Genomic DNA, 25,765 nt, shown 5'->3' on the forward strand with positions numbered 1-25,765 from the left:
AAAGGTTCACACCCAAAGAGGTGCGAACCTTTTTTTCTTACTCTGACCAGTGTTTTGCCAAGAAGGCATCTCTCCCTGATTGTTCCCGGTCAGTTTTGTATTCATCTGGGTTTTTCTTATAAAAGTCCTGATGGTAATCTTCTGCTTCCCAAAAAGAACCTGCCGGAAGGATTGGGGTAACGATGGGCTTATCATATCTTTGGCTTGCGATAAGTGCCTCTTTTGAACGTATGGCTTGTTCTTTTTGATTTTCATTATGATAAAAAATGGCTGCGCGATAGGACGGGCCTCTATCTTGAAATTGACCTTCATCATCTGTTGGATCAACTTGCTGCCAGTAAATTTCCAATAATTTTTCGTATGGAAAAATGACAGGATTAAATTCTATTTCGACAGCTTCCTGATGACCTGTGTCCCCTTTTTTAACATCTTCATAGCTTGGATTAGTAATCGTCCCGCCTGTATAGCCGGATCGAATGGATTTAATTCCCTCAAACTGATCAAATGGTTTGACCATACACCAAAAGCACCCTCCGGCAAACGTTGCCTTTTCTACCTTTTCCATGATCTTTTCCTCCTTCTTACCTTAAAAGCTTCATCATATTTTATCACTGGGCGGAAACAGGGACTACTAATCTGTTTTAAAAAAGCTTGCAAACTTTTAAAAAGGATTGTAAAGTGTAACAAATTAAGCTCTTGCTTCGTCATATGATCGAAGAGCTTACGATTAAAGACGTACATTTATTCAGGAGGCACTATGGAAACAAGACAGCAGCGCAGAAAAAAGAAGATGAAAAAGGGCAGAGTATTTTTTGCACTTGTCATTTTGGTTTCACTTTTCATTCTCATTTTTTCTGTCACACAATATTGGCTTGGTACACAAATGTCAAAGGATGCTAAAGGCCTTGATTTAGAGTTTGAACAGGAATTTGAAGGAGTAAAATCAGATAACGGCAAAGTGAATGTGCTGTTAATTGGTGTAGATAGCAGAGGTGAGGAACAATCTCGTTCTGATACGATGATGATTGCTCAATGGAATGGCAATACCGACGAAGTAAAACTGGTGTCTCTAATGCGTGACATTTATGTAGATATTCCCGGTTATCAAAGCTATAAATTAAATACAGCATTTTATTTAGGAGGACCGGAGCTTCTGCGTCAAACGGTTAAAGAAAATTTTAATATAGATGTTGAACACTATATGCTGATTGATTTTGTTGCCTTTGAGGATATGGTTGATGCACTGGCACCGGACGGAATTGAGATCAACGTTGAAAAAGCGATGTCTGAAAAAATCGGGGTCAGTCTTGAGCAAGGGCAGCAAAAGCTTAATGGAAAAGAACTGCTGGGCTATGCCCGCTTCCGTGCGGATGCTGAAGGGGACTTTGGAAGAGTGAACCGGCAGCAGCAGGTCATTGAGGCAGTAAAAGACCACGCAATGAGCTTGAGCGGAGTCATGAAGACACCGAAACTTTTGGGAGTAGCACAGCCCTATGTACAAACAAATATGAGCAATCCAAAGCAAGTAGAATTAATGAGCAGAATTATATTAAGCGGCGGGGCGGAGTTAGACAGGCTGACAATTCCGATTGAAAATGGCTATAGTACAGCATCTTACCCCGGAGTTGGCTCCGTTTTGGAGTTGTACTGGGAAGAAAACAACGAGGCACTGCAAAAATTTTTAGATTAACCTAAAAGCAAAAAGAGCGCATCCACTTTTGAAGGGGTGCGCTCTTTTTGAATCTCTAAACTTTCTTTCTGCCGGTTATTAAATTGTAGATAACTAAGATAATAGCAATTACAATTAAAATATGAATGATACCGCCTGCTATGTCTAATAAGAATCCAGCTAACCATACAACAAGTAGGATAACAATAATCCACCATAGAATTTTCATCTTTTACACCTCCTTCTTTATAAAAGCAACTAATCCTACTCTACCCTGACAGAATAAAAATTAATCCTAAATTCAAAAAAAAATATTATCTTACTATAAATAAATAAACCAAATACGGGCATTGCATCAACTAAGAGAGAGTGTTTTAGGATAATGTCGCCTATTTTGTATAGTATATTAAAGACGCTAGGGTAATTAGTGAGTTTACTGCGGTGCTTTGAGAAGCTGATCTGTCAATTTAATGAGACCTGCTTATACTATAAACTCAAGACCTGCGTACTATTCATTCGAGAACGGTTTGCACTTGTAAAAAAAATTGATACTATAGGGTAAATGGAGGTGTTTTTATGTTTGAAAAATTTTTTTCATCGATTGGTTTTGAAGGAGCAGAAATACAGACAACGGTTCATCCAAATACGTTTTCCCCGGGAGACACGATTGAGGGCTTAGTTACGGTTATTGGGGGCCAGTCGGATCAGCAAATAGCAGGAATAGAATTAACCCTATTCGTTTTTCATGATAATGAGCATAGAAGCGACAGTGATTTTTCTTATTATGATGAAGAACTAAATCAAGTGATGTTGAAAGAAATAAGCGAGATAAAAGCGAATGAGAAAAAAGAATGCCGTTTTAAAATGGTCCTTACAAAAAATCATCCAACGTCTTCTGAATCAGTCGAAACATATATTCAAACGAAACTATTGGTACATAATGGAGTTGACCCTGAAGATAAAGATATCATAATCATCAAGTAATTTAATTGTACTTGTTAACTTTTCTAGCTATAAGATCATATGTTCGATATAATAAACGAGTAGGAACTTATAGATAGAAAAGGATGATGAATTTATGAAAGGGACCTCTCATGCCGTAGTGGGAGCAGGAGCGGGTTTAGGTGTTGCAGTCTTTCAGGATGCAGCTCCGGCAGCAACTGGACTATTAATTTTCCTGGGCTGTGTTTCTTCTCTTGCTCCTGATTTAGATACAAATGGCAAGTTATCTAACCGGATCTCCCTTCACCGGAAATGGCTCTGGTTTGCATTAGCCTGTATAGGCGTTTTACTCGGTACATACAGTTTGATCATGCTTACAGGCTTCATTCGAGTCATCGGCACAACAGCAGCGCTTCTGTTGATTCTGCTGCCAAGGTATATGATTAATCAGCGCTTCATGGTTTTACTATCCGGTATTACTCTAATGGGTACAGGCTGGATTGGAGACGAGCTCTGGTTAATCTGGTTTGGTATTTTTACAGTAGGCGCCTCATTTGTTCCTCACAGAGGGCCAACCCACACACTCTTAGGAACAGCGGCATTTACTTTTATAGCTTATCAGCTTGAAACCAGGCTGGCTGTAAACGGGGTCGTGATGGCTTGCGCATCTGGTTATATCAGCCATTTGCTGCTTGATATGAAATGTCTTCCCTTCAATAAAAAGGGGATTAAGTGGTTTTACCCCATATATAGCCGAGAATTTTGATTACAAAGATTATAAATTAGTATTCTATAAATGCCTTAACGAAGCTTTTCGTCAGGGCATTTTTCATGTTGAATTCGTCTAAAAAGGAGCAGATTGCATATCGATACTTAAGAATTTTGTAGAGAATCACATCTTTAACTTTAATAAAAAGGAAGGGAATTTGTCGAACAGAGGAGAATAGTAACAAAGAAAAATTAATTATTTAAGCCATTTTGACGTGCTATGTGTAAAAATAGTGTAAAAGAGTTAAGCAAGCAGCGATCTAAGCCGATATTAAAGCTATAGCAGAAAGGTGTGATTCTGATGAATCCAGACCGATATTCACGGTTAGCCGATATTACAAAAATGATCCATACCGAATTAGATAAACGCTCGGTTCTTAAACAGGTTGTAAAAGCCATATCTGAGGAGATTGTGCGCTGTGATTCAGTTGGGATCTATTTACCGGTTGATGAAACCCGCTTTCAAGGATTTGTAGGTAAACCCGATCACTTCAATGGCATTACATTGGATAAGATGTTTATAGACCTTCAGCATGACCGGTTAGCACAGGAAATTGTCGATACAAAAAAAGCGATTTACATACCAGATACATCAAAAGATAAGAGACCTGACCCAAGGCCCATCGAGCTCTTTAAAATAAAATCTCTTTTTGGGATGCCTATTTATTTTGAAGACTCTCTATATGGACTCGTTTTTCTATTTGATTATCAATCACCTCTTCATCTGATTGAAGAAGAAATTGAAGCGCTTGAATCATATGTACTCATGGCAGCGGTTGCAATACGAAATGCAGAGCTATTAGACAACTCTCAAAAATTGGTTCAAGACAAACAGCTGCTTTTGGATGCAGCTAAATCGCTCGCTGGATGTACGACGATCCAGCAGGTATTGGATACAAGCTTTATTTATGTTGGACGCGCTTTAAATAATAAAAATGTAGCTGCACACTTAAGAGATTTTAAATCAAAATCCCAGCTTCCTGAAAAATTAAGTGCAGAGAGTCACTGGCAGGAAGAGGAATGGAAAAAAATCCACGATGAAATGAATTTGGATTTTATTGCAGATCCAGTGTTTAAAGAGGTAGCTGAAACCAAAAAATCAGTTCTCATCCCGGATGTCAGTAAAGACTCGAGACCGGATCAAAAAGCAGTGGCCACTTTTGGTTTTAAAGCCATGTATGTTATTCCGATTGTATCAAGGGGCGAAGTATTAGGTACCTTTAGTATTGTTAATTTCTCAGGTCCAAAAATATATTCAGAATCAGAGCAGCAGCTTGCAGAAACAATAGCGGATGCAACAGCCAGTGTATTAGATAATCTGCTTCACCTGGATCAGCTTGAGGAAATAATAGATGAAAGAACGTATGAGCTGCAGGAGAAAAACGAAATCCTCGAACAAATGAATGACGATCTGCGCCTCCTGGGCAAGAAAAATGAATCGATCTTGAATTCTGCAGGAGAAGGCATCTATGGTCTGAATGAATTTGGAGTGATTACTTTTTGCAACCCGATAGCAGCTTCTCTTCTTGATTGCGAGATTAGTGATATGGTCGGCCGGCTGCAGGACGAGGTAATATCACATTACAGCAAAGATGATGAGTTATATGTTAATCAAACATCTCCCATTCATCAGTCTTTAAGAAATGGAGTGAAGATTCATTCGATTGAAGAAAAATTCGCCAGGAAAAATGGTGAAATAATAGATGTAGAATATGTTTCCATGCCTATTCAAAATAATGGTATACAAAGCGGAGCCGTGGTGACATTTCGTGATGTGACTGATAGGAAAGAGATGGAGAGGAAAATTCATCATCAGGCCTATTATGATCTTCTTACTCATCTCCCTAATCGGAGCTACCTTGTACAGAAAATGAAAAAAGCGATCGTAGACAGCAGTAAAAAAGCTGCAAAAATCGGTGTTCTATTTCTGGATTTAGATCGATTTAAGTTAATTAATGACTCTCTTGGCCACAAGATTGGAGATCTTGTCCTATATGAGGTAGCCGAACGTTTCAGGGCTCTTGTAAACAGACGGGTGACGGTTGCAAGGCTCGGAGGGGATGAGTTTATTATTCTGGTTGAAGATGTCAGCCAGCCTGATGAACTAGGCTTTATCGCATCGGAGTTTATCAAAGCATTAGTTGAACCTTTCAGAATCAACGGCAACGAATTATTTACCAATGCCAGTGTCGGAATCAGTATTTATCCTGATGATGCTAAAGATGAAGATGATTTAATTAGAAACGCAGATACAGCCATGTATGTGGCTAAAGAACAGGGAGGCACCTTTCATTTTTTCACCCGCCTGCTGATGGAACAAAATATAGAACGATCCAATTTACTGAATGCGCTGCATGCTGCGTTAGAGCGGGACGAGCTTGATGTCCATTTTCAACCTAAAATTGATTTTGCTGAAAACAAAATTATAGGCGTTGAAGCACTTTTAAGGTGGCGTCACCCTGAATGGGGAATGATTGCGCCTGATAAATTTATTCCAATTGCTGAGGAAACCGGAATGATTTTAAAACTTGGCGAATGGGTTCTGAGAAAAGCAGCGTTTCAACATAAAAAGTGGGCAGATTTAGGCTTTCCAATAAATATGGCTGTAAATTTCTCTATGAGACAAATCCAACATCCTCGGATAGTAGAAACCATACAGTCCATTTTGCAGGAGACAGGAATGAATCCGGCATCTTTAGAAATTGAATTAACGGAGCATACCTTAATTCATTCACAGCATGTATCAAAACTCGAGGAATTAAAAAAGCTTGGATTAAAGCTTTCTCTTGATGATTTTGGCACAGGTTACTGTTCATTGCGCTATTTAAAAGATTTTCCGATCGATGCGATCAAAATAGACCGCTCATTTGTTGAAAATATGACTCATGAGCCACATATCGCCGCCCTAAATTCCACTATTATCTATTTGGCTCAGCAATTAAACTACGATGTAATTGCAGAAGGAGTAGAAACAGAGGAACAGGTAAATCTTTTGATGGAAGGCGGCTGCCATCTAATGCAGGGATATTATTTTAGCAGGCCTGTTCCTTCAGAGCAGATTTTACATCTTTTAAAAAACGGAATAGACCAAGAAAAGGGGATTACAAAGTGAAAAGTGCGGGACATATAATTGATTATTTAATTAAAGGAAAGGTGGACTATCTGTTTGGAATCCCAGCAGGTTCTGTAAATGCCATCTTTGATGAACTATATGACCGGCCGCAGCTGACTCCAATCGTTGCCAAACATGAAGGTGCAGCTTCATTCATGGCTGCTGCCTATGCGAAATATTCAGGAAAACTTGGAGTTGTCATCGGCTGCAGCGGCCCCGGTGCAATGAATCTCGTAACAGGTGCTGCAAACGCTGCCCGTGAGCAAATTCCGCTGCTAATTCTGACAGGATCTGTCCCTCTTTCCACACTTGGATGGAATGCCTCTCAGGAATTAGATGCGTCACCCGTGTTTTCTCAAGTGACAAAATACAGTTCGACAGTAACAGATAGTTCAGAGATCATTGCAGAACTTCATAAAGCAGTTTCCATTGCATTTGAAGGAGTACCAGGACCTGTTCACCTTGCTCTGCCAATTGATGTTCAATTACAGCAGGCTGAAGAGATCAGCCTTCCCGATTTTCCTGAATACTCTCCCAAGGAAGCACCCGATGAGGACATTATAAAAATTGCGGAGCTTGTAAAGAACAAAAAGGGAGTACTGTTTTTGGGTAATGGTTCAAGAGAATGCGTCGATGAGGTGGTGAGCCTTGCTGAAACCTTGAACTGGCCATTTGTAACCACTCCTCACGCAAAAGGCCTTATTCCAACGAATCATCCACTTCATAAAGGAATCTATGGTTTTGCGGGTCATTCCAAAGCCGTTGAACTTGTTCATAACGGCGATCATGAGTTTTTATTGATCATTGGGTCCAGTTTAGGAGAAACAGCAACGAGCAATTATCAGGATAATCTGGTACAGGGAAGAACGGTCATTCAAATAGATCGTGATTCTTCAGTCTTTAAAAGAAAATATCTAATTGATCATCCTGTTTTAGGTGACTGTTCCAAAACGGTAAAACGGCTGATTCAACTTCTGCCTGAACCTCTATCAACTTCTTATTGCCGTTCAGAAGCGGAGGAGACGTCCACAGAACTTGAGTATGATACAAAGACGATTTTGCCGCTCATTCAGTCTATAATGCCAATGGATACCAAATACACTGTAGATATCGGAGAATTTATGTCTTATGTAGTTCATTACATGAACGTGAATACACCAAATTCTTTTGATATTAATGTTCACTATGGCTCGATGGGAACTGGAATTGGTTCAAGTATTGGCTTAGCGCTTGCTCAGCCGGATCAGCAAATTGCCTGTATTACAGGAGATGGCTGCTTCTTTATGCATGGGATGGAAATCCTCACTGCAAAAGAGTACAACGTACCCATTACATTTATCGTAATAAACAATTCCCGTCTTGGCATGGTTCATCACGGTCATTCTTTACAATATAAGAGAGTACATGATCGTTTTTCGCAATCCTACACTTCTATTTCGTCAATAGTAGAAGCATTTAATATTCCTTCTATTGCAATCTCGTCTCTTGAAGATGTTAAGTCAGAAAATATAGCCGAATTGATAAAGTTGGACGGGCCAAAATTAATTGAGATCAACTTAATTGATAATGCCGTTCCTCCAATGGGCGACCGGGTGAAATTTCTTTCTTCTTTTGCTAAGTAACTCACCAACCTTTAGTACTTAGTAGCAACTCCGAAAAATATTCAAATAAATGCAAAAATTCTTAAATAGATGCTGAATTAATCAGTGTCTATTTATTTTGCTGAAATTGGGCAATGGTTTAAATAAATGGTATGATAGAACGCATAAAATCATCTTAAAAAGATACTGTTTAGTGAAAAGTGAAAAGGGTAAGATAAACTATAAACCCGTAACACATGAAGGAGTTATTGCTATGAAACTTTCACAAGAAAAAAGAATTCAATTGCATGAATTCAATAATTTAACTAAGTCGTTAAGTTTTAATATGTACGATATATGTTATACAAAATCAAAAGAGGAAAGAGAAGCGTATATAGAATACATTGATGAGCAATACAATGCAGATCGGCTGACAAAGATTTTAACAAATGTCGCTGATATTATTGGCGCTCATGTTTTAAACATTGCCAAGCAGGACTATGTCCCACAGGGAGCAAGTGTCACAATTTTAGTATCTGAAGGTCCAATTGTTGAAGTGCCGACTGATCATTTTGATGAATCTCCCGGACCGCTGCCTTCTATTGCCACTCTTCAGCTGGATAAAAGTCATATAACGGTTCATACGTACCCTGAGTATCACCCTCACGAAGGCATCAGTACGTTTCGTGCTGACATAGATGTGTCAACCTGCGGAGAAATCTCTCCATTAAAGGCGTTAAATTATTTGATTCACTCATTCGACACAGACATCATGACAATGGACTACCGTGTGAGAGGCTTCACAAGAGACGTAGACGGCCATAAACTTTTTATCGACCATGATATTAACTCTATTCAAAACTTCATTCCTGAAGAAATTAAAGATGAGTATGACATGATTGATGTAAATGTATATCCGCAGAATATATTTCATACCAAATGTAAATTGAAGGATTTTGACCTTAACAATTATCTGTTTGGCTATAAAAAAGATAAACTCGGTCAAGAAGAGATTAAGGATATAACCGATCGATTAAAAATCGAAATGGATGAAATTTTTTATGGTAAGAATTTACCATCGAATGGTAAAAGATAATAACATCCATATTGAGGCATAAATGAAAAAAGCAATAAAGTATATATCATTCGCATGAGGTGAACAGAAGCTGACGGCTCCCTGCAGGGTATGACGTCTGCTTGAGACCCCAAAAGGCATAGTCCTGAGGAGAATTCAAGCAGATATCCCTGCGTAAAAGTGTCCGCCTGGAGCTAAGTGAACCGGTCAAAGAGCCTGAGACAGATAGTTGTCTCAGGCTCTTTTTCCTTTACATTCCATGATTGCTGTTTTTATTTTGTCTGGAGTGATTTTCATTTTTAACTTTATGAGACCCGCTCATCGGTTTAGGCTGTGATGATTCAGATTGTTTACTTTTTGTTTTTTTAGTCATTGATTTCACCTCCTGGTTTAGTTTTAGCAGACATGAGCCATTTAAACCTCTTTAAATTAAGTTGACATGAAAAAATATTGAGCTGACTGAAGAATGATTGACCAAAACATCACTTAGTTCTAAATACATCAAGCAGCTGGTTAATTAGCGAAGAGCTGTGCATACTATTTTATAATCACTTGAATAAAGGAGAGAACAGTAATGGCGACAAGAGATTCTGTACAGCATTGTTTAGATCATTGTGAAGAAGCAATTTTGTCTGCGCAAACAGAATATGATAAAGCATCATTGCAGGAGCACCGTAATGATGAACAGTTTACTCAGGCACAGCTTCAGCTTGAGCAGGCTTTTATGGATCTTGAGAAATTAATGAAATCAGCAAATGAAGAACAGGAAGATACATTGCAAAGAAAAAAATTAAAGATACAAGAAATGCAGAACAAGATGCAGGTGCTGCGTCATTAACAAAAAGCCTTTCACTCAATAAAATGAGCGAAAGGCTTTTTGTTTGAAACTTCCAGCATTTACATTCGTATGAAAGGCAGGAGGGATAAACATGTGGAACCAACTAGTGGAGGAGCAACTCTTACTGCAAAGTGAAATCGCTGCAAGAAATAAACTAATTCGAAGAAAAGAAATTTTAGAGGAAAAATTACATAGTCAAAAAAGAAAAAAAGAACACTTATACCAGCTGCTTACAAGAGAACAGCAGGATATTCATGATCTCGACCATTTTTCTTTTATCAATTTATTTAGGGAAGTAACAGGGAAAAAAGAAGAAATAAGAGAAAAAGAACTGGCTCAAGCTGCTGAAGCCGAAATAAAATTAAATGAAGCAGAAAAGTTGTTTCATAATTTTCAAGCAGACTACGAAGAACTAATGCAAAAACTGCAAAACCCTAGATGGATCGGCCTTGATCAAGAGTGGGAACTGCTTATGGAAAAAAAAGAAAACTGGCTGCGGTCTTACTCACATATCCAGTCCCAACAGTTAGATTCCTTACAGAGAATACAAAGAGAGCTAGATTCTCTGCTAGTAGAGATCAATGAAGCGCTGGAAGCAGGAAAAAAAGTGAATCTCAAACTTAAAAAAGCCTATAGTCATATGCAATCTGCTAAAGATTTATCAACCTGGGATACTTTTCTTGGCGGAGGATTAATTGCAACGGCGATGAAGCACAGCAAATTGGATGATTCAGAGGACGCCATTCACACTGCGCAGCTCGAATTGCAGCGTTTTGAAACAGAGCTGCAGGATATCAATGATTTAGCGGCAGACGGGTTAACGATTGAAAGGGGGGCATTCTTAACATTCGCTGACTACTTTTTTGACGATCTTTTTTCCGAGTGGACGGTTCATTCTTCTATAAGTAAGACCATGGATAATCTGCAGAATGTAATTGGCAGTGTAGAAAAAACTTGTGCTGAACTAACAGAGCAAAGTGAAAAAATAGCTAATCAGCAGACAAAAGTGTCAGGAGAAATGGATTCATTAATTCAAGGGATGGAGCTATATTAACTACCTTGAATATAGTTTAGGAAACAGTTTTTAAATGATTTTTGGTTTGAGACCTATGACTGACTGCCTCTAGTATAAATAGCTTGTCCTGAGCACTTAGCATACGCCAGCTTTTCACTTTTATTTTCATCCTTTTTTCCTCCTTAGTGATTTTTAAATAATACTAATGCTATACCTTGAATATTCTCAGGTGAAACAACAAAAGTTTCTACAATATGTTTCCGCCTGCAGGCTAACTCGTCACCTTTCGCAACAGCTATTTATATTGTATGTTTGATTTAAACGTTTTATGTTAGAAAATGTTCCTAATTTGCCGTAACTTCTTTAAAAATACTGCTATTGACGGTTTATCGTGCTTTTATTCCGTTATTCTCTCTGCTCGTACCTATTGATCTATTAATTTTTATTTTTTCACCATGTTTCGTTCTAACTAGACAGTCCTATCCTCATATTGTAAATATTGGTTGATTAGCGATTGGAGTTTCTGTACGATAAATAGAGTGTAAAAGTTGAGAGAGGTGTTCAGTAGTGTCTAAAAAGGTCATATTTTTTATAGTAACAGGATTAATTGCAGCAGGACTAATAGGCTGGGGTTCCTATGAATGGTTGGATAGGGAGGAAGAGCTCCAAAGTGAAGATAATGACCGGAAAAGTACAGAAGACGAAGATTCTATCACTGAAAGCCAGGCTGAGACTGATGAAGAAACATTTACAGAAGAAACGAGAGCATCAGCTGCAGGGAGCATTACAGATGAAGATCTTGAGCAATTTGAATCAGAGGGATTAAATCCATTTAAACAAAAAGTGAGTCAGGATGAACTAGCTGATTTTCATTACCAGGAATACATACATGGCATGACGCATCAAAAAATAAAAGCAAGCAAAAAGTGGGGCTTTTATGAGATTCATCCAAAACGGATCGACTGGCTTTTAGAAGGGCTGGAAAAAACAACACAAATCAATACTGAAAATAAAACGATTTATCGTGAAATCCTTACAAACTGGAGAGACGGGAATTTCACCCAAATTGATAAGGAGCATAATAAAATTTGGAGAATGCAGGATGGCACAGTAGGAGAAGCGACAGGAATTTTAAGTCCGGAGGAAGAGCAGAGCTATATAGAGAGTATGGCGAATTAAGCTCTTTTTATTGGAAGAAGGGAATAAATACATGACCTTTTCTCAAATCATTGCAATCGGTCTTTCTATTCTTGTTTATGGGTTGCTCTCCTACTACGTTGCTTACAATGGGTGGAAGTGGATAAAATCTGCAAAGATTCCATTGAAAAAAAGATGGTATAGTCTTCTGCTGATTCTGCTGACTTTTTCATATTTCATCGGAAGAGGCTTTACTTCTTATTATTTTGAATTAGTGGGAGCGTATTGGTTTATTGTTATAGGTTACAGTATTCTGATTCTACCTGCTGCAAATTTATTTCTATGGCTTTCTAGTAAACAGCAAAAAGAAGTTTTTATTTTCCGGACTGGAATTGTGGTAATCGCCATTTATTTTTTAATTTTTTTATACGGCAGTTTCAATGCATGGAGTCCTACTATAAGAACCTATGATTTAAAGGTGGCAAAGCAATCCGAAATGAATGAACTACAGATCATGATGGTCTCAGATCTTCATTTGGGACCGATCGTAGGAACACGTCATTTAAAACGCCTTACGACCATTTCTGAAAGCATTCAACCGGATATTATCTTAATCCCGGGAGATCTGATCGATGACAATCTAGAACCTTTTCTAAAGCAGGAGATGGGGCAGGAACTCGGAAAACTTAATGCACCTCTAGGTATCTTTGCCGTTCTTGGAAATCATGAGTATTATGGCAACGACTTAGATGAGATCATAGATGAACTGGAGAAAATACAAATCAACATGTTGCTTGATGAAACAGAACTTATTGCAGACTCTTTTTATATCAGTGGGAGGAAAGATTTAACAGATCTAAATCGATTGGCAATTGATGAGCTGGTGGAGGGATTAAACCCCACAACTCCTTTAATCATGCTCGATCACCAGCCTGTAGAATTGGATGAAGCAATGGAGGGAGGAGTGGATATTCTTCTCTCAGGTCACACCCATAAAGGGCAGGCTGCTCCGGCGAATCTCGTTACTGCTTTTCTATACGAAAATCATTGGGGATATCTGAGGAAAGAAAATCTTCATTCCTTTGTTTCTTCCGGTTTCGGCACATGGGGACCGCCTATACGAATTGGAAGCAGGGCAGAGGTCATGGTAATCAATGTTACATTTGACTAGCAGACGATAGAAAAAGCTTGTAACAGCATATATAGGTTACAAGCTTTTTTCTATGTGGTTTATTTTTTTTTGTTCAACACTGGAAACAGTAATTCAGCTACGTTGTATGCTTCTTCTAGATGAGGGTAACCAGAAAGAATAAATGTATCGATCCCGATTTCTTCATACTTTCTCATATTTTCAGCTACCTGATGAGGATTTCCTACAAAAGCTGTTCCCGCACCCTCACGCGCCAACCCAATTCCTGCCCAAATACCAGGACGAATTTCAAGTGAACTTTTATTCGTTAAAGATGTGCTGGTCATAGTATTCTGAGCATTTGAATCAAACACTTTAAATTTTTCCCGTGTTTTTTCAATTACATCATCATCTACGTACTTAATTAATTCATTTGCTGCTTTCCAGGCTTCTTCTTCAGTTTGCCTTACAATTACATGAAAACGAATCCCGAATTTCACTTTTCTTCCTTTTTCCTCTGCCAGCTTCCGAACTTTTTCTATACGTTCTTTTACAATTTCAACTGGTTCTCCCCAGGTCAAATAGTAATCAACATGCTCTGATGCCACTTCATAGGCAGAATCAGAAGTACCGCCTAAATAAAGAGGAGGGTGGGGTTTTTGATTGGGTTCATGGTCAAGTTTCCCGTTACGAATATCAAGATACTCCCCTTTAAAATTAACCGATTCTTCAAGAAAAAGCTTTCTCCAAACAGTTAAAAACTCATTCGTCAGTTTATACCTGTCGCTGTGAGACAAATGTAAGCCCTCACCGGCTAATTCAACAGGATTTCCTCCTTGAACAATATTTAAGAGAACTCGTCCACCAGAAATACGATCAAAAGTTGTAGCCATTCTTGCAGCAATAGCAGGTGAATTTAGACCTGGACGGATCGCGATTAGAAATTTCATACGCTGCGTGAGTGGAATTAAGCTTGATGCGACCACCCAGGAATCTTCACACTCTCTTCCAGTAGGAAGAAGGGCCCCGTCATAGCCCAATTGATCAACTGCCTGAGCTACTTGCTGCAGGTATTCTATTGTAACCTCTCTTTTGCCAACTGTAGTGCCTAAATACCGGCTGTCACCGGCAGTAGGTAAAAACCAAAAAATATTCATTATAATCCTCCTATATAGTTTATTATTCCGATTAGAATAATAGGTTTTACGGGGTAAAAAGAAACTCTTACTTGAATCCAATATAAAAAAATGGAAGCCGTATGAGTTATTTATATAAAAAATCGGAATTAATTATGCTCATAATTACAATGAAAGTACTAAAAATTGATAAACTTCAGTTAAATTCTTCTTATATAAAGCGAGGGACCTTATTTGCTTTTTACTTTTTTTTTCTTAAGAAATTATATGTATAATAGTACCTAACTTAAATGATAATTCAGAAAATGTCAACAATTGCAACGAGTGAACCATAAATTAATAACGTCAGGTATATTAAGAAGTGATTCAAAATGACATCAGCCAGACAATATTTTAAAAATGAGAGATTAGTACCACAATTCCTGAAAAATGAATTGAATTTAAGTACATAGCAGGATTAATTTTAAACGAAAAGATCGACAAGCTGTATGAGCCATAGGAAAAATTGATTAGCAAAACATGAACCTGTGATCATTTAAACGAAGTTACAAAGAATTAAAATACTTAGTCCGCATTCATTACACATGGATGCTTGACCGAAGTGATGTTTACTAACAGGAGAGAAGCGAGATATAAGATTAAAATTCAGTTTTATTTTTTAGTTTACATAATATATATTATAGGAAGTTAATTAATTAGAGTCACTTTCGTCTCATAACAATAGTTTACTACTAATATTGAGACGAAAAATCTCAATAGATAATAAAACCGTTTGATCACTCTTATTATTTATTTGTTTCCAAGTTCATTTTTGCGATTATTTTATCTTACAATATTTTAGATCGTGGTGACGATTTGAACTTTATCATGAAATCTTAATCAATTTTCTATATAATTCTCGCTAATGATCATTTAGCCTTCTAATTAAATTATTATTGTCCAATTCTACAAAACGTGTCTATTTGTTAAAATTCTTTCATTATGTAAAATCTTGCGGGTTTAAGAAAGAATTTCTCTCTCCCTACAAGATCTTTATATGGTACGTTTTCTATTGGCTCTAACTTTATTCAGATGTATCTAATGAAGCTTGCATAGCCGGTGTGATTTCCATGCGAGGATAATTAAGACGTTCCTCAAATTCTACCCAGTCCAAATTGGCCATTAGCAATAGATAGCGTTTCCCGCTATCCGGATCACTAATAATAATGTGGTCACGGCCAGCTGTTTCTACACGTCCCCGATAAATCATCGCGTTCCATTTGCTGTTTCCTTGGTAAGTATAGTAAAATGTTCCAATTTTCCCTTTATTGAAACGTAAAATATTTTCAATAAATGACTCTTCTACTACACCTGTTGGAAATTGCTGACCTGTACCTAATGGCATTACGGGTACTGAGTAGGATGGGCCCGATGGTGTATTCATTGGGAAACCTCCCGTATTTTGCATAGCATTTGTTCCCATCATAGATCCATGAGGATAATTAAAATTCCCACAATTCATGTCTAAATCAGCTCCCTTTTCATTAATCGGTTATCGGTAAAATTCTGGACAATAGCCTGGCACGCCAACATAGAAACAATGATTTCTGTATGCATATTCAAACTGTGTCATGGGTGATCGCGGCATCGTTTCGGTGCATGGCGCTCTAAATTTACTTCCTGGACTTGGATTGAAAAACCACAAACTATCCCTGGCACGCGGATCTCTATATCCTTGCAGCAAATCTCTAGCCCTTTGAAGATCTGCTTCATCAGGACGCTGCGTGTACAAAGATCCGTTCAGCACCGGCTCGAAATGGGGAATCCCAGTGCCTGGAATGGTTTGATAAATCGCGTGTCTGATGTTCCTTAAATTTTTAAAATCTGGTTCGCAATCTGCTTCGACACGGTTGGCTACTACTGTACCTACCATGTTCATTCCTTGTGGTCCCTCACCTATCGCTTCTGAAAGCATCAATCTGGCTAAATAATCCACATCTCTTTCTGTATGTTTGATCGGTCGACCCATTTAATCACCCTCTTTTAGCCTTTACAAATAACATACTACCTAGAGAGTAATTTGGGAACTTGTCTGCTAGCCCAAACTCTAGCGTGTTCTTTAACCAAAAAAAAGAAAATTCCTGTGAGGGAACTTTCTTTTGTTTCTTACTGTCGATTTTCATATAACCTGGCAATTTTGTAACGCCTTACAGAAATAAATGCATTGATAAAACAGATTACACCTAACAACGCAGCCATCGCGTATTCACCTCTGACCACATTTTGAATAGCCCAAAAACCGGTTAATAACGCAAAGATAACATTTACTGCAATCATAGCTGGTTGAAATCGCATAAACTGCCTCCCGTTATTTAAGATATACGTTTTTTAATCCTTTTTGAGTGATTTGGTCTAAATACTCTTCTTCTAGTTCAAGCAGCAAATGAACAGCTTCGTTCTGATCAAGCTCATTTTTTTCGAGTTTTTCTTCAAGTTCATTTCTTGCTAACGTCGCTGCAAGTTGATCCGGTAGAATTTCTTGTTCATAAATTCTCATGCTTAGATCAAATTCTTGCTCCATCAATATAGATGGGAAATACAACTGAAGTTCTTCATCGTAGTCTACGTATTCTGCCATACCCGCTTCCTTAGCAAAAGAAAGCAAGTACTGTTCCGTGTTGATAAAGTCTTCATCCTGGTCTTCTTCTGATTCTTTCATGGAATGCAGGACGAGATCTCCCAAGTAAAGCGCCTGAATCAACTTTTTGTACTGCTGATTATTAAGTTCAATTTTCATCGTGATTCCTCCTTCTTTTTATTAGTAAATCTTTAATAACAAGTCATTCAAAAGTAAAAAAGCAAGCTGATGCTCGCCTCTTACCCTTTTTTATTCAACCAGAGACGTACTGCCGTCCTGCTGTGTTATTTTCTTCTCCTTATACAAGCGGCCAAGAGCCCTTTTGAAAGCCCCTTTGCTCATACCAAAGGTTTCATAAATTAATTCCGGCTCACTTTTGTCACCATAGGGCATCGTTCCGCCATGTTCCTGAAGATATTCATAGACGATTTCTGCATCATCGAGCATCTTATCTTGTTTTCTTGGGATCAGGGATCCATTTAGACTGCCATCTTCTTTAATACCAATGATTCGTACCGTTACATCTTCCCCTAATCGCGGTTCTTCATAGCGTTCACTTTCATGGACAAAACACAGATATCCTTCTTCAGTCAGAAGGAATGTGCCCACACGCAGTAATCGATAAGGGCGCGCTTTTAATTCTTTGTTGTGAAGATCCGCATCTGCCCGATTAGACAGTACCTGCATGACTTCTTCAGTAGCAAGGCGTGCGAACATATTTCCGGCCCTATCTGTTCGAAGGGTAACGTATAAATAATCTCCCGCTTGCGGCCACACATGTTTAGCTGCAGGAAGGTCCATTGAAACTACGGTAACTTCCCGTGAAATTCCAATATCAAGTGCAGCGCCGTCTTTGTCATTTACCTTAATCACTTTTGCCCATCCATATGTACCCTTGCGAATTTCCGGGATATTCATAGAAGCGACAACCCGTCCTCTTCGGTCAGCGTATAAAAAGAAATCGTACGCTTCGCCTACAGTTAATTCTCCTGCTACTTCGGACTCGTTTAGAGGATATTCGTCTTCCCCTCTTATTAAATAAAAGCCAAATGGTGCTTCACGATCTACTGTTAATCGCTGAACGGTGCCAGCAAGTGATTCTTCTTGTTCATACATAAAAAAGTTCCTCCTGTTGATTATTCATTGTTTTTAAATCTACCACGAACGCTGCTAAAAGTACATCGTCTGAAAAATTTACGTTTTAGTTATCCTCTTTTTTGTTTTTTTATTTTTATCGAAAAGGTAACGATTTTCGTTTCTCCAGGTTTAACGACAGTAACCAGCTGCAATTCATTTGCTGTTTTTAAAAGGATATCAGCCGACGTGTCAACCAACTCCCATATTTTCGCATAGATGAAGTGAGAGATAACAATCTCAGCTTCTGTGTCTTTAGTGCTTGTGATTTTATATACGTGATCTTCAACAGTATCTTCTCCACTCAAATAGCTTCTTATAAGCTGATGCTCGCTGTTAAGATCTACTGCTCTGCCTAATACGGATTGAACATCTTTCCCTTTTGGTGTAAAGGAGAGCATGTCTTCGCCTGCAAAGTACTCCCGCTTTTCTGATCCATAGTAAAAAGTAATTTTCCCTTTGGATAACGGAATGTCACTCGTGTGATTCCACTCGATCACAGTTGATGGATGATCATCCGTGGCGTTTACTGCATAAAATAGGCGATAAGCTGTTTCTGTCTGAACAAATGGAATAATTGTAGACTGACGATCAGGGAGGTTGAGTAGAAACGGAATTGTATAAAGGTGAAGGTCTCCCTTCCCCTCTTCTGTTATAGGGTCATTCGCAGAGCTCTCCTGAAGCATCATCATGGATGGCTCATGCACTTTTTGCGAAATCATCCGGTTCGTTTCCCCAGCCATAGCTTGAAGGGAAACAGAGGTAAAGTTTTGCCCTGTGTGATTCTTCAATACGATTGAACCTAGTATAATCATGGATCCATTTTGTAAAACCGCTTTGTAATTGGCGGACCAGGAAATATGATCAATTAAATAATTGAGCATAATCTCCTCATGATGAGTTGTATGATCGATTCGGAGAGTGATGATAGGCTTTGTGCTTACATCATCCGGCACTTGAATGACTGCGAGTTCTCCTGAAGGATTAAGCAGGACTTCTTTTGTCTCAAGATCTTCAATAATTAAATCAGGCGTTGATGCAATCAGTCTGTATCTTTTTTTCTTTTCGCCAGTGAGTGTAAATAAGATGATTTCTCCTATTAAAGCATTTAAAATTGTTTCCTTATTTATTCCTCTTGATTGAAGGAACTTCCACTCTTTCAGTCTTACCCCAGTCATTCGAAGGCTCAACTCGTCGATTGTCGGCGGCAGGTCTGCTAGCGTAATCCACTCTGAGTTCCCGGCAGACAGTTCTCTTTTTTCCTGAATGAGTGCAAAGTTACTTTCATACACGATCAGATGCATGGATTTGCGCTGACTTTCATTTACATTGTCGATGATGATCATCTCCTTTAAGTGGTTAAAGGGCTCATTATTTTCTATTGTCTCACTTTTTGTTACAATGTTGTAGATTGATTTTCAAGTATGATCATCTTTACATAGAAAAGAGGGATGAACGGATGGAGTTTCCACACGCAAAAAGAATGGACGGATTTAAAACACTTATATTTAGTGAATTATCCGCTTATAAACACTTTAAGATCAGTGAAGGAGCAAAAATGATTGATCTGAGTATCGGAAGCCCTGACCTTGCTCCTCCCGATTTCATTCGCGAAACGATCGCATCAATGTCAAAGTCACACGACCAATACGGCTATACATTAACCGGAATTAACGAATTTGATGAAGCAGTTGCCGAATACTACAGCAGAAAGCACAGCATCACACTGAATCCTATAAAAGAAGTGATGCTGTCAATGGGATCACAGGATGCATTGGTTCATATTCCAATGGTATTTTGCAATCCGGACGATTACGTTCTGGTCCCTGACCCTGGGTACACTGCTTACGAAACAGGTATATCCATGGCTGAAGCAAAAGCCTATTATATGCCCCTGCGCGAAGAAAATCATTTTCTCCCTGATTTAAACGCCATTCCGCCCCATATCGCGGATCAGACTTCAGTCATGATTTTAAACTTCCCGGGTAATCCCGTCCCTGTTCAGGCAACCGCTTCTTTTTATGAAGAAGCCGTTCAATTTGCAAAGAAGCATCGAATTTTAATTGTTCATGACTTTGCTTATGGGGAACTATATTATGACGAAAAAAAACCAATGAGTTTTCTTGCTGCCCCCGGTGCAATGGATGTTGGAGTTGAAACGAATTCCCTGTCAAAAAGCTTTAATATGGCTGGCTGCCGTGTAGGCTATGTTGCTGGGAATGCGGGTGTCATTCAATCCATCTGTCAAATGAAATCAAATCTCGACTACGGCGTTTTCAAACCTATTCAATTAGCAGCTGCAAGAGCACTGATTGAAGGCGATTGGTACACACAAGAAGCAAGGGCCATTTATCAGAAGCGAAGAGACGCATTTCTCACACACACCCGCTCATTCGGCTGGAACATCCCCGCTCCTGAAGGCGGAATGTTTGTCTGGGCTCCTGTTCCGGCAAATCAAACTTCAATGGAATTTTGCCAACTATTAATGGACGAAGCACATGTCGTTGTTACTCCAGGTCATGCTTTTGGTCCAACTGGTGAAGGATATGTAAGAATCGCATTGGTTCAGGATGCAGACTTATTAATAGAAGCTGCTGAAAGAATTAACAAGCTGTCACTTTTTCGCTCTCCTTCCCTTCTTTAACTCCATTATCAAAAAGGGCAAACGACTGAATCGTTTGCCCTTTTTTTAATAGACGGTTCTTAATATGTTTTCAATAATTCTTTTTTGTTCCTCAAATAATGGCAAAAACTGTTTCTTCATTAATCCGAATTCATCTTTTCCTTGATCTGTTAGGCGGTACCAGTAGACTTTTTGCCGCTTTTTTTCGTGTGATTTGTAATCATCCGTGCGGTGCAGCAAGCCTTCATCGGTCATATCATGCAAGGCATCAAGAAGCGTGCTGGGTGCAGGCTCCCAATTCCCCCCTACTTTTCGGAACTCTCCTTTAAAATGCTCGCTGATCATTCCGGAATGCTGAATCGATAAAAGATGGAGTATGTAAAATTTTGTGAATTGAGAAGCACTCATATTTAACGCGAATTTTTTCGGATTATTTTTACTCACTCTTCTCCCTCCTTCTCCAAAAGATTCTTTGTTTCCTTTATTTTACCACGTCTAACGTAGTTAGGGTATTAAAACGATCATATGTTCGCACGGACTAAAAACAGCATTTTGCGTTCAATGTTTTCAATCATCTAACTATTCTGTATACTATTTAGTGTCACTAAAGATATAGAAAGGGATGAATGATATGAAGACTGAAAAGTTTATATCCAGGCGTTTAGCCAGGGATGAGGTTCCTGAAAGATTGACCTGGGATTTATCGGATTTATTTTCTTCAAAGGAAGAATGGGAAGAAAATCTGGAAAGTCTTAGCCAACAGACTGAGAACGTAAGTACATACAAAGACACGCTGCATAAGGGAATCAGTCAAATTGAAACCTGCCTTGATCAATATGAAACCCTTATTATTCAGCTGATCCGTGTATCTACCTGGTCTGGTCTTATGTATGCTGCTGATGGTACAAACGAAGACAACCAGAATTATGTGTCACGTGTAGCAAGCACAATGGCTGCCATAAACAAAAACACCTCTTTTATTGCGACAGAGCTCTCACAATTATCTAAACAAGAGTTACAGCAGCTTGCAGCAAGCGAAGGAATGAACCGCTTTAAAACCATGATAGAAGAGATTCTTGCCTGGAAGCCCTATCTTCTTTCGGCAGAAACAGAAGAGGCTCTTGCTGCATTAGGTCAGGTCCTCGGCAGCCCATATACGATTTATCAGCGAAGTAAAACAGCGGATATGAAGTTTGAGGATGTTCAATTAGATTCAGGAGAAACGCTTCCGCTCTCTTTTGCTCTATTTGAAGACCGCTATGAATTTTCCAAAGAAACCGAAATTAGAAGAAAAACGTATGCCTCTTTTTCTCATACACTAAAACAGTATCAACATACATTTGCCTCCACTTTTGAAACAGAAGTGACCAAACAATGCGCTATTGCAAAGCTAAGAGGGTTTGAATCCGTTACCGACATGCTTCTTCATTCGCAAAAAGTAACAAAAGAAATGTACTTCAATCAGCTGACGGTTATTCAATCTGAGCTGGCTCCTCATATGAGAAAGCTTGCTCGGCTGCGTAAACATGTACTTGGCTTAGACAAAATGACTTTCGCAGATTTAAAAGCTCCTCTTGACCCGGATTTTGAACCTCCTACATCCTATGAAAACGCCGGTAAGATTATTATGGAATCTCTCCAGGTGATGGGGCCTGAATATGTTGAAATAATGACAAAAGGACTTAACAGCCGCTGGGTGGATCTGGCTGATAATATCGGAAAATCAACTGGAGCTTTTTGTTCTAGTCCGTATAATGTCCATCCATACATTCTCATGACCTGGACAGATACCATGCGCGGCGCTTTCGTCTTAACACATGAATTAGGTCACGCAGGGCATTTTTATTTAGCGGGCAAAAATCAAAGCTACACAAATACCCGTCCATCCAGATACTTTATCGAGGCGCCTTCTACAATGAATGAATTGCTGCTTGGAAAGCATTTACTGAAGACAACGGATGATCCACGTATGAAACGCTGGGTGATTCTTCAATTTTTAGGAACGTACTATCATAACTTTGTCACACACTTGCTTGAAGGGGAGCTGCAGCGCCGAGTGTATGAGCGAGCGGATGAAGGAAAGCCTATCAATGCATCACTTCTATCACAGGAAAAAAAGGATATTCTATCTTCTTTTTGGGGAGATGCTGTAGAGATTGATGACAACGCAGCGCTTACCTGGATGAGACAACCCCATTACTATATGGAGCTTTATCCGTATACTTATAGTGCAGGCTTAACGGCTTCAACAGCTGTTTCCCAATTGATCGAAAAAGAAGGTGCGCCTGCAGTGGAGCGATGGATGGAGGTCCTGAAAGCTGGAGGAACCAAATCCCCTGTGGACCTGTTAAAATACGCGGGTGTAGATATGACATCAGACAAGCCTTTAAAAGAGGCGATCAGCTATGTCGGACAGCTCATTGAAGAATTGGAAGCCAGCTACGGGTATTAGATATGGAGCATTGTCCTTACTTTAAAAACGAGTATATTTAGTGTGTTTCAAGCAAATAATTCTTCAGTGCAAATAAAAGAAAGCAAGGGTCAAAAAACCCTTGCTATTTTTATTTAAAATGTTTTTCGTACCATTGCTTGGCTTCTGAAGCTTCATCCTGGGTCAGCTGATGGCCATTGTGATGCCAGTATACTTCTGTTTTAGCTCCTGCACTGGAAAGCAAGTGCTCAAGATCCCTGGTTTCTTCAGGTGGACAAATAGGGTCGTTATCCCCTGCTGTAATAAGCACATGGACTCCATTTAATTCAGGCAGTTTCTTATCTCGAATCGGCACCATCGGATGATGCAAAATTGCTGATTTAAGTGCATTTTCATAGTGAAAAATCAAACTTCCGGCGATGTTTGCCCCGTTTGAATAGCCAATTGCAATAATATTTTGACGGTCAAATTCATATTTTTCTGAAGCATCATCAAGGAATTTTTTAAGTTCCTCTGTACGAAATGCCAGGTCTTCTAAATCAAAAACCCCTTCAGCTAACCGTTTGAAGAATCTCGGCATGCCATTTTCAGATACATTTCCGCGGACGCTTAACACGCCTGCTTCAGGATCTATATACTCTGCAAGGCCAAGAAGATCCTGCTCTGTCCCCCCGGTTCCGTGCAGCATAAGCAATGTAGGTCTACCCTTTGTTCCTTTTTTATATATATGCTCCATTTTGTTTCATTCCTTTCTATTAGCTGTTTATTTCTTATCTACTTAAGTATAAGAAAGATCTCTCTATGTTTCAAATTTAAAATACTTTAATTCGAGATATAAGCGTTCTCTTTTAAATTCATGTAAATATGAAGCAAAATAGAAGCATTAATGGTATAATTCAACGATACGTATGTGTTATGGAGGGAAATTAAATGATTCAAGTTACAGATGTCAGCTTGCGGTTTGGTGATCGGAAGCTGTTTGAAGATGTGAATATTAAGTTTAACCCGGGCAATTGCTACGGGCTGATCGGAGCAAATGGAGCTGGTAAGTCCACGTTCCTGAAGATTTTATCCGGAGAAATTGAAGCGCAAACCGGCAATGTGTCCATGGGAGCAAATGAACGTCTTGCTGTCCTGAAGCAAAACCACTTTGAGTATGAAGAGTATGAAGTGCTTAATGTTGTGTTAATGGGGCATGCACGGTTGTTCGAAGTAATGCAGGAAAAGAACGCGATTTATATGAAAGAGGATTTCTCTGATGAAGATGGCATAAAAGCTGCAGAGCTTGAAGGCGAATTCGCAGAGATGAACGGCTGGGAAGCAGAATCTGAAGCAGCCATTCTCCTGCAGGGTCTTGGCATCAGCGAAGCCATGTTTTCAAAGAAAATGGCTGAATTAACAGGCTCTGAAAAAGTAAAAGTATTACTGGCTCAGGCTCTTTTTGGTAAACCGGACGTCCTCCTTCTTGATGAGCCGACAAATGGACTGGACATTCAGGCTATTCAATGGCTGAAGGATTTTCTTATTAACTTTGAAAATACCGTCATTGTCGTATCCCATGACCGACACTTCTTAAATACAGTGTGTACCCACATCGCTGACCTTGACTTCAGTAAGATTCAGGTCTATGTGGGCAACTATGATTTTTGGTATGAGTCAAGTCAGCTTGCACAAAAGATGATGCATGACCAAAACAAGAAAAAAGAAGAAAAAATTAAAGAATTGCAAGCGTTCGTAGCACGATTTAGTGCCAATGCATCTAAATCCAAGCAAGCTACGTCCCGTAAGAAATCACTTGAGAAAATTTCCCTGGATGATATTAAGCCGTCTTCACGGAAATATCCATTCGTTAATTTTGAAACTGAACGGGAAATTGGTAATGATGTTTTACAAGTGAAAGATTTGTCTAAAACGATTGACGGTGTAAAGGTATTGGACAATATCAGCTTTACGATGAACAAGGAAGATAAGATCGCTCTTGTTGGTACGGATGAAATTGCGAAGACTACACTTATGAAAATACTGATGGGTGAAGTTGAACCGGACAGCGGAAGTTTTAAATGGGGTGTTACAACCTCTCAAGCTTATTTCCCTCATGACAACGGTCAATACTTTACAGGAAATGAATCGGATCTTGTTGATTGGCTTCGCCAGTACTCACCGAATGACCAAAGTGAGACATTCCTTCGTGGTTTCCTTGGAAGAATGCTTTTTTCAGGTGAAGAAGTTCGGAAAAAGCCAAGTGTTTTATCAGGAGGAGAAAAAGTTCGCTGCATGCTTTCACGTATGATGTTAAAACAGGCAAACGTTCTTCTTTTAGATGAACCTACAAATCACCTTGACCTTGAATCCATTACTGCATTAAATAATGGACTCATCAATTACAAAGGCGCAATGATTTTTGCTTCACATGACCATCAATTTGTTCAAACCATCGCAAATCGGATTATCGATATAAAAGATGGAAAAATTACAGACAAACAATTGTCCTATGATGATTTCCTCGAATGGAATAAATCAACTGTCTCATAATCTGTACAAACGAAGACCCTGCAAAAT

25 protein-coding genes are annotated in these 25,765 nt (G+C 38.9%); 13 read left to right on the top strand and 12 right to left on the bottom strand.

The genetic code is table 11. From position 1 onward, the window contains the following. Positions 1-37: 37 nt before the first annotated feature. On the bottom strand, positions 38-565 hold the full coding sequence (gene msrA, locus KR50_RS09730) for a peptide-methionine (S)-S-oxide reductase MsrA (RefSeq protein WP_408606149.1): 528 nt from the start codon (positions 563-565) through the stop codon (positions 38-40). A 192-nt stretch (positions 566-757) separates the two neighbouring features. On the opposite strand from msrA, the gene KR50_RS09735 reads away from it, so the two are divergent. After that, complete coding sequence (locus KR50_RS09735; protein ID WP_041057770.1) at positions 758-1,690, top strand: LCP family protein; 933 nt, start codon at positions 758-760, stop codon at positions 1,688-1,690. A 55-nt stretch (positions 1,691-1,745) separates the two neighbouring features. On the opposite strand, the gene KR50_RS18490 is transcribed toward KR50_RS09735, so the two are convergent. After that, entirely contained in the window at positions 1,746-1,898 is a 153-nt protein-coding gene (locus KR50_RS18490) for a lmo0937 family membrane protein (protein WP_156969497.1), read from the bottom strand. Between the two features lie 347 nt (positions 1,899-2,245). On the opposite strand from KR50_RS18490, the gene KR50_RS09740 reads away from it, so the two are divergent. The 5 genes from KR50_RS09740 to speD all read left to right on the top strand — a co-directional run bounded on the left by KR50_RS09740 (position 2,246) and on the right by speD (position 9,167). Beyond that, a complete protein-coding gene (locus KR50_RS09740) occupies positions 2,246-2,653 on the top strand; it encodes a sporulation protein (protein WP_041057773.1) in 408 nt (135 codons plus the stop codon). 94 nt (positions 2,654-2,747) lie between these two features. Then, positions 2,748-3,377, top strand: coding sequence for a metal-dependent hydrolase (locus KR50_RS09745; RefSeq protein WP_041057775.1), 630 nt, complete (start codon positions 2,748-2,750; stop codon positions 3,375-3,377). 303 nt (positions 3,378-3,680) lie between these two features. Next, the gene (locus tag KR50_RS09750; RefSeq protein ID WP_041057777.1) at positions 3,681-6,491 is read left to right on the top strand and encodes an EAL domain-containing protein; all 2,811 of its coding nucleotides are present in this window, start codon (positions 3,681-3,683) and stop codon (positions 6,489-6,491) included. Continuing rightward, positions 6,488-8,113, top strand: a complete 1,626-nt coding sequence (locus tag KR50_RS09755; protein WP_041057779.1) for a thiamine pyrophosphate-binding protein — start codon at positions 6,488-6,490, stop codon at positions 8,111-8,113. The genes KR50_RS09750 and KR50_RS09755 overlap by 4 nt, the downstream gene beginning before the upstream one ends. Positions 8,114-8,345: 232 nt before the next feature. After that, on the top strand, positions 8,346-9,167 hold the full coding sequence (speD, locus tag KR50_RS09760) for an adenosylmethionine decarboxylase (protein ID WP_041057782.1): 822 nt from the start codon (positions 8,346-8,348) through the stop codon (positions 9,165-9,167). Between the two features lie 229 nt (positions 9,168-9,396). On the opposite strand, the gene KR50_RS09765 is transcribed toward speD, so the two are convergent. Next, complete coding sequence (locus KR50_RS09765) at positions 9,397-9,519, bottom strand: small acid-soluble spore protein P (protein WP_041057785.1); 123 nt, start codon at positions 9,517-9,519, stop codon at positions 9,397-9,399. Positions 9,520-9,720: 201 nt separating this feature from the next. On the opposite strand from KR50_RS09765, the gene KR50_RS09770 reads away from it, so the two are divergent. From KR50_RS09770 to KR50_RS09785, 4 genes are all read left to right on the top strand, one after another. Then, positions 9,721-9,984, top strand: a complete 264-nt coding sequence (locus tag KR50_RS09770; protein WP_041057788.1) for a DUF2524 family protein — start codon at positions 9,721-9,723, stop codon at positions 9,982-9,984. A 91-nt stretch (positions 9,985-10,075) separates the two neighbouring features. Next, the gene (locus KR50_RS09775; RefSeq protein ID WP_041057790.1) at positions 10,076-11,038 is read left to right on the top strand and encodes a hypothetical protein; all 963 of its coding nucleotides are present in this window, start codon (positions 10,076-10,078) and stop codon (positions 11,036-11,038) included. A gap of 528 nt (positions 11,039-11,566) precedes the next feature. Continuing rightward, a complete protein-coding gene (locus tag KR50_RS17950; RefSeq protein ID WP_052476937.1) occupies positions 11,567-12,178 on the top strand; it encodes a DUF6241 domain-containing protein in 612 nt (203 codons plus the stop codon). 31 nt (positions 12,179-12,209) lie between these two features. Further along, complete coding sequence (locus tag KR50_RS09785; RefSeq protein WP_052476939.1) at positions 12,210-13,307, top strand: metallophosphoesterase; 1,098 nt, start codon at positions 12,210-12,212, stop codon at positions 13,305-13,307. Positions 13,308-13,366: 59 nt separating this feature from the next. Here the strand turns inward: KR50_RS09785 and ssuD are convergent, their stop codons facing one another. The 7 genes from ssuD to KR50_RS09820 all read right to left on the bottom strand — a co-directional run bounded on the left by ssuD (position 13,367) and on the right by KR50_RS09820 (position 19,498). After that, on the bottom strand, positions 13,367-14,422 hold the full coding sequence (ssuD, locus tag KR50_RS09790) for an FMNH2-dependent alkanesulfonate monooxygenase (protein WP_052476941.1): 1,056 nt from the start codon (positions 14,420-14,422) through the stop codon (positions 13,367-13,369). A gap of 1,042 nt (positions 14,423-15,464) precedes the next feature. Then, positions 15,465-15,902 carry a spore coat protein GerQ gene (gerQ, locus tag KR50_RS09795; RefSeq protein ID WP_041057793.1) on the bottom strand — a complete coding sequence of 146 codons (438 nt, stop codon included), beginning with the start codon at positions 15,900-15,902 and terminating at the stop codon, positions 15,465-15,467. A gap of 30 nt (positions 15,903-15,932) precedes the next feature. After that, entirely contained in the window at positions 15,933-16,409 is a 477-nt protein-coding gene (locus KR50_RS09800; RefSeq protein WP_041057796.1) for a cell wall hydrolase, read from the bottom strand. 137 nt (positions 16,410-16,546) lie between these two features. Then, complete coding sequence (locus tag KR50_RS09805; RefSeq protein WP_041057798.1) at positions 16,547-16,735, bottom strand: hypothetical protein; 189 nt, start codon at positions 16,733-16,735, stop codon at positions 16,547-16,549. Positions 16,736-16,748: 13 nt separating this feature from the next. Beyond that, positions 16,749-17,177, bottom strand: coding sequence for a hypothetical protein (locus KR50_RS09810; RefSeq protein WP_041057800.1), 429 nt, complete (start codon positions 17,175-17,177; stop codon positions 16,749-16,751). A 90-nt stretch (positions 17,178-17,267) separates the two neighbouring features. Next, positions 17,268-18,134 carry a CvfB family protein gene (locus KR50_RS09815; RefSeq protein WP_041057802.1) on the bottom strand — a complete coding sequence of 289 codons (867 nt, stop codon included), beginning with the start codon at positions 18,132-18,134 and terminating at the stop codon, positions 17,268-17,270. 89 nt (positions 18,135-18,223) lie between these two features. Next, entirely contained in the window at positions 18,224-19,498 is a 1,275-nt protein-coding gene (locus tag KR50_RS09820) for a DUF4139 domain-containing protein (protein ID WP_041057804.1), read from the bottom strand. A gap of 113 nt (positions 19,499-19,611) precedes the next feature. On the opposite strand from KR50_RS09820, the gene KR50_RS09825 reads away from it, so the two are divergent. Beyond that, a complete protein-coding gene (locus tag KR50_RS09825; RefSeq protein WP_041057806.1) occupies positions 19,612-20,796 on the top strand; it encodes an LL-diaminopimelate aminotransferase in 1,185 nt (394 codons plus the stop codon). 45 nt (positions 20,797-20,841) lie between these two features. Here the strand turns inward: KR50_RS09825 and KR50_RS09830 are convergent, their stop codons facing one another. Then, entirely contained in the window at positions 20,842-21,219 is a 378-nt protein-coding gene (locus tag KR50_RS09830) for a PadR family transcriptional regulator (protein WP_041057807.1), read from the bottom strand. A 187-nt stretch (positions 21,220-21,406) separates the two neighbouring features. On the opposite strand from KR50_RS09830, the gene pepF reads away from it, so the two are divergent. Next, positions 21,407-23,227, top strand: coding sequence for an oligoendopeptidase F (pepF, locus tag KR50_RS09835; protein WP_041057809.1), 1,821 nt, complete (start codon positions 21,407-21,409; stop codon positions 23,225-23,227). 109 nt (positions 23,228-23,336) lie between these two features. Here the strand turns inward: pepF and KR50_RS09840 are convergent, their stop codons facing one another. Continuing rightward, a complete protein-coding gene (locus KR50_RS09840) occupies positions 23,337-23,942 on the bottom strand; it encodes an alpha/beta hydrolase (protein WP_041057811.1) in 606 nt (201 codons plus the stop codon). 194 nt (positions 23,943-24,136) lie between these two features. Between KR50_RS09840 and KR50_RS09845 the strand changes: the two genes are divergently transcribed. Then, positions 24,137-25,738 carry an ABC-F family ATP-binding cassette domain-containing protein gene (locus KR50_RS09845; protein ID WP_041057813.1) on the top strand — a complete coding sequence of 534 codons (1,602 nt, stop codon included), beginning with the start codon at positions 24,137-24,139 and terminating at the stop codon, positions 25,736-25,738. The last annotated feature ends 27 nt before the right edge of the window (positions 25,739-25,765 follow it).

This window comes from Jeotgalibacillus campisalis (genome assembly GCF_000829515.1).
Classification (GTDB): domain Bacteria; phylum Bacillota; class Bacilli; order Bacillales; family Jeotgalibacillaceae; genus Jeotgalibacillus; species Jeotgalibacillus campisalis.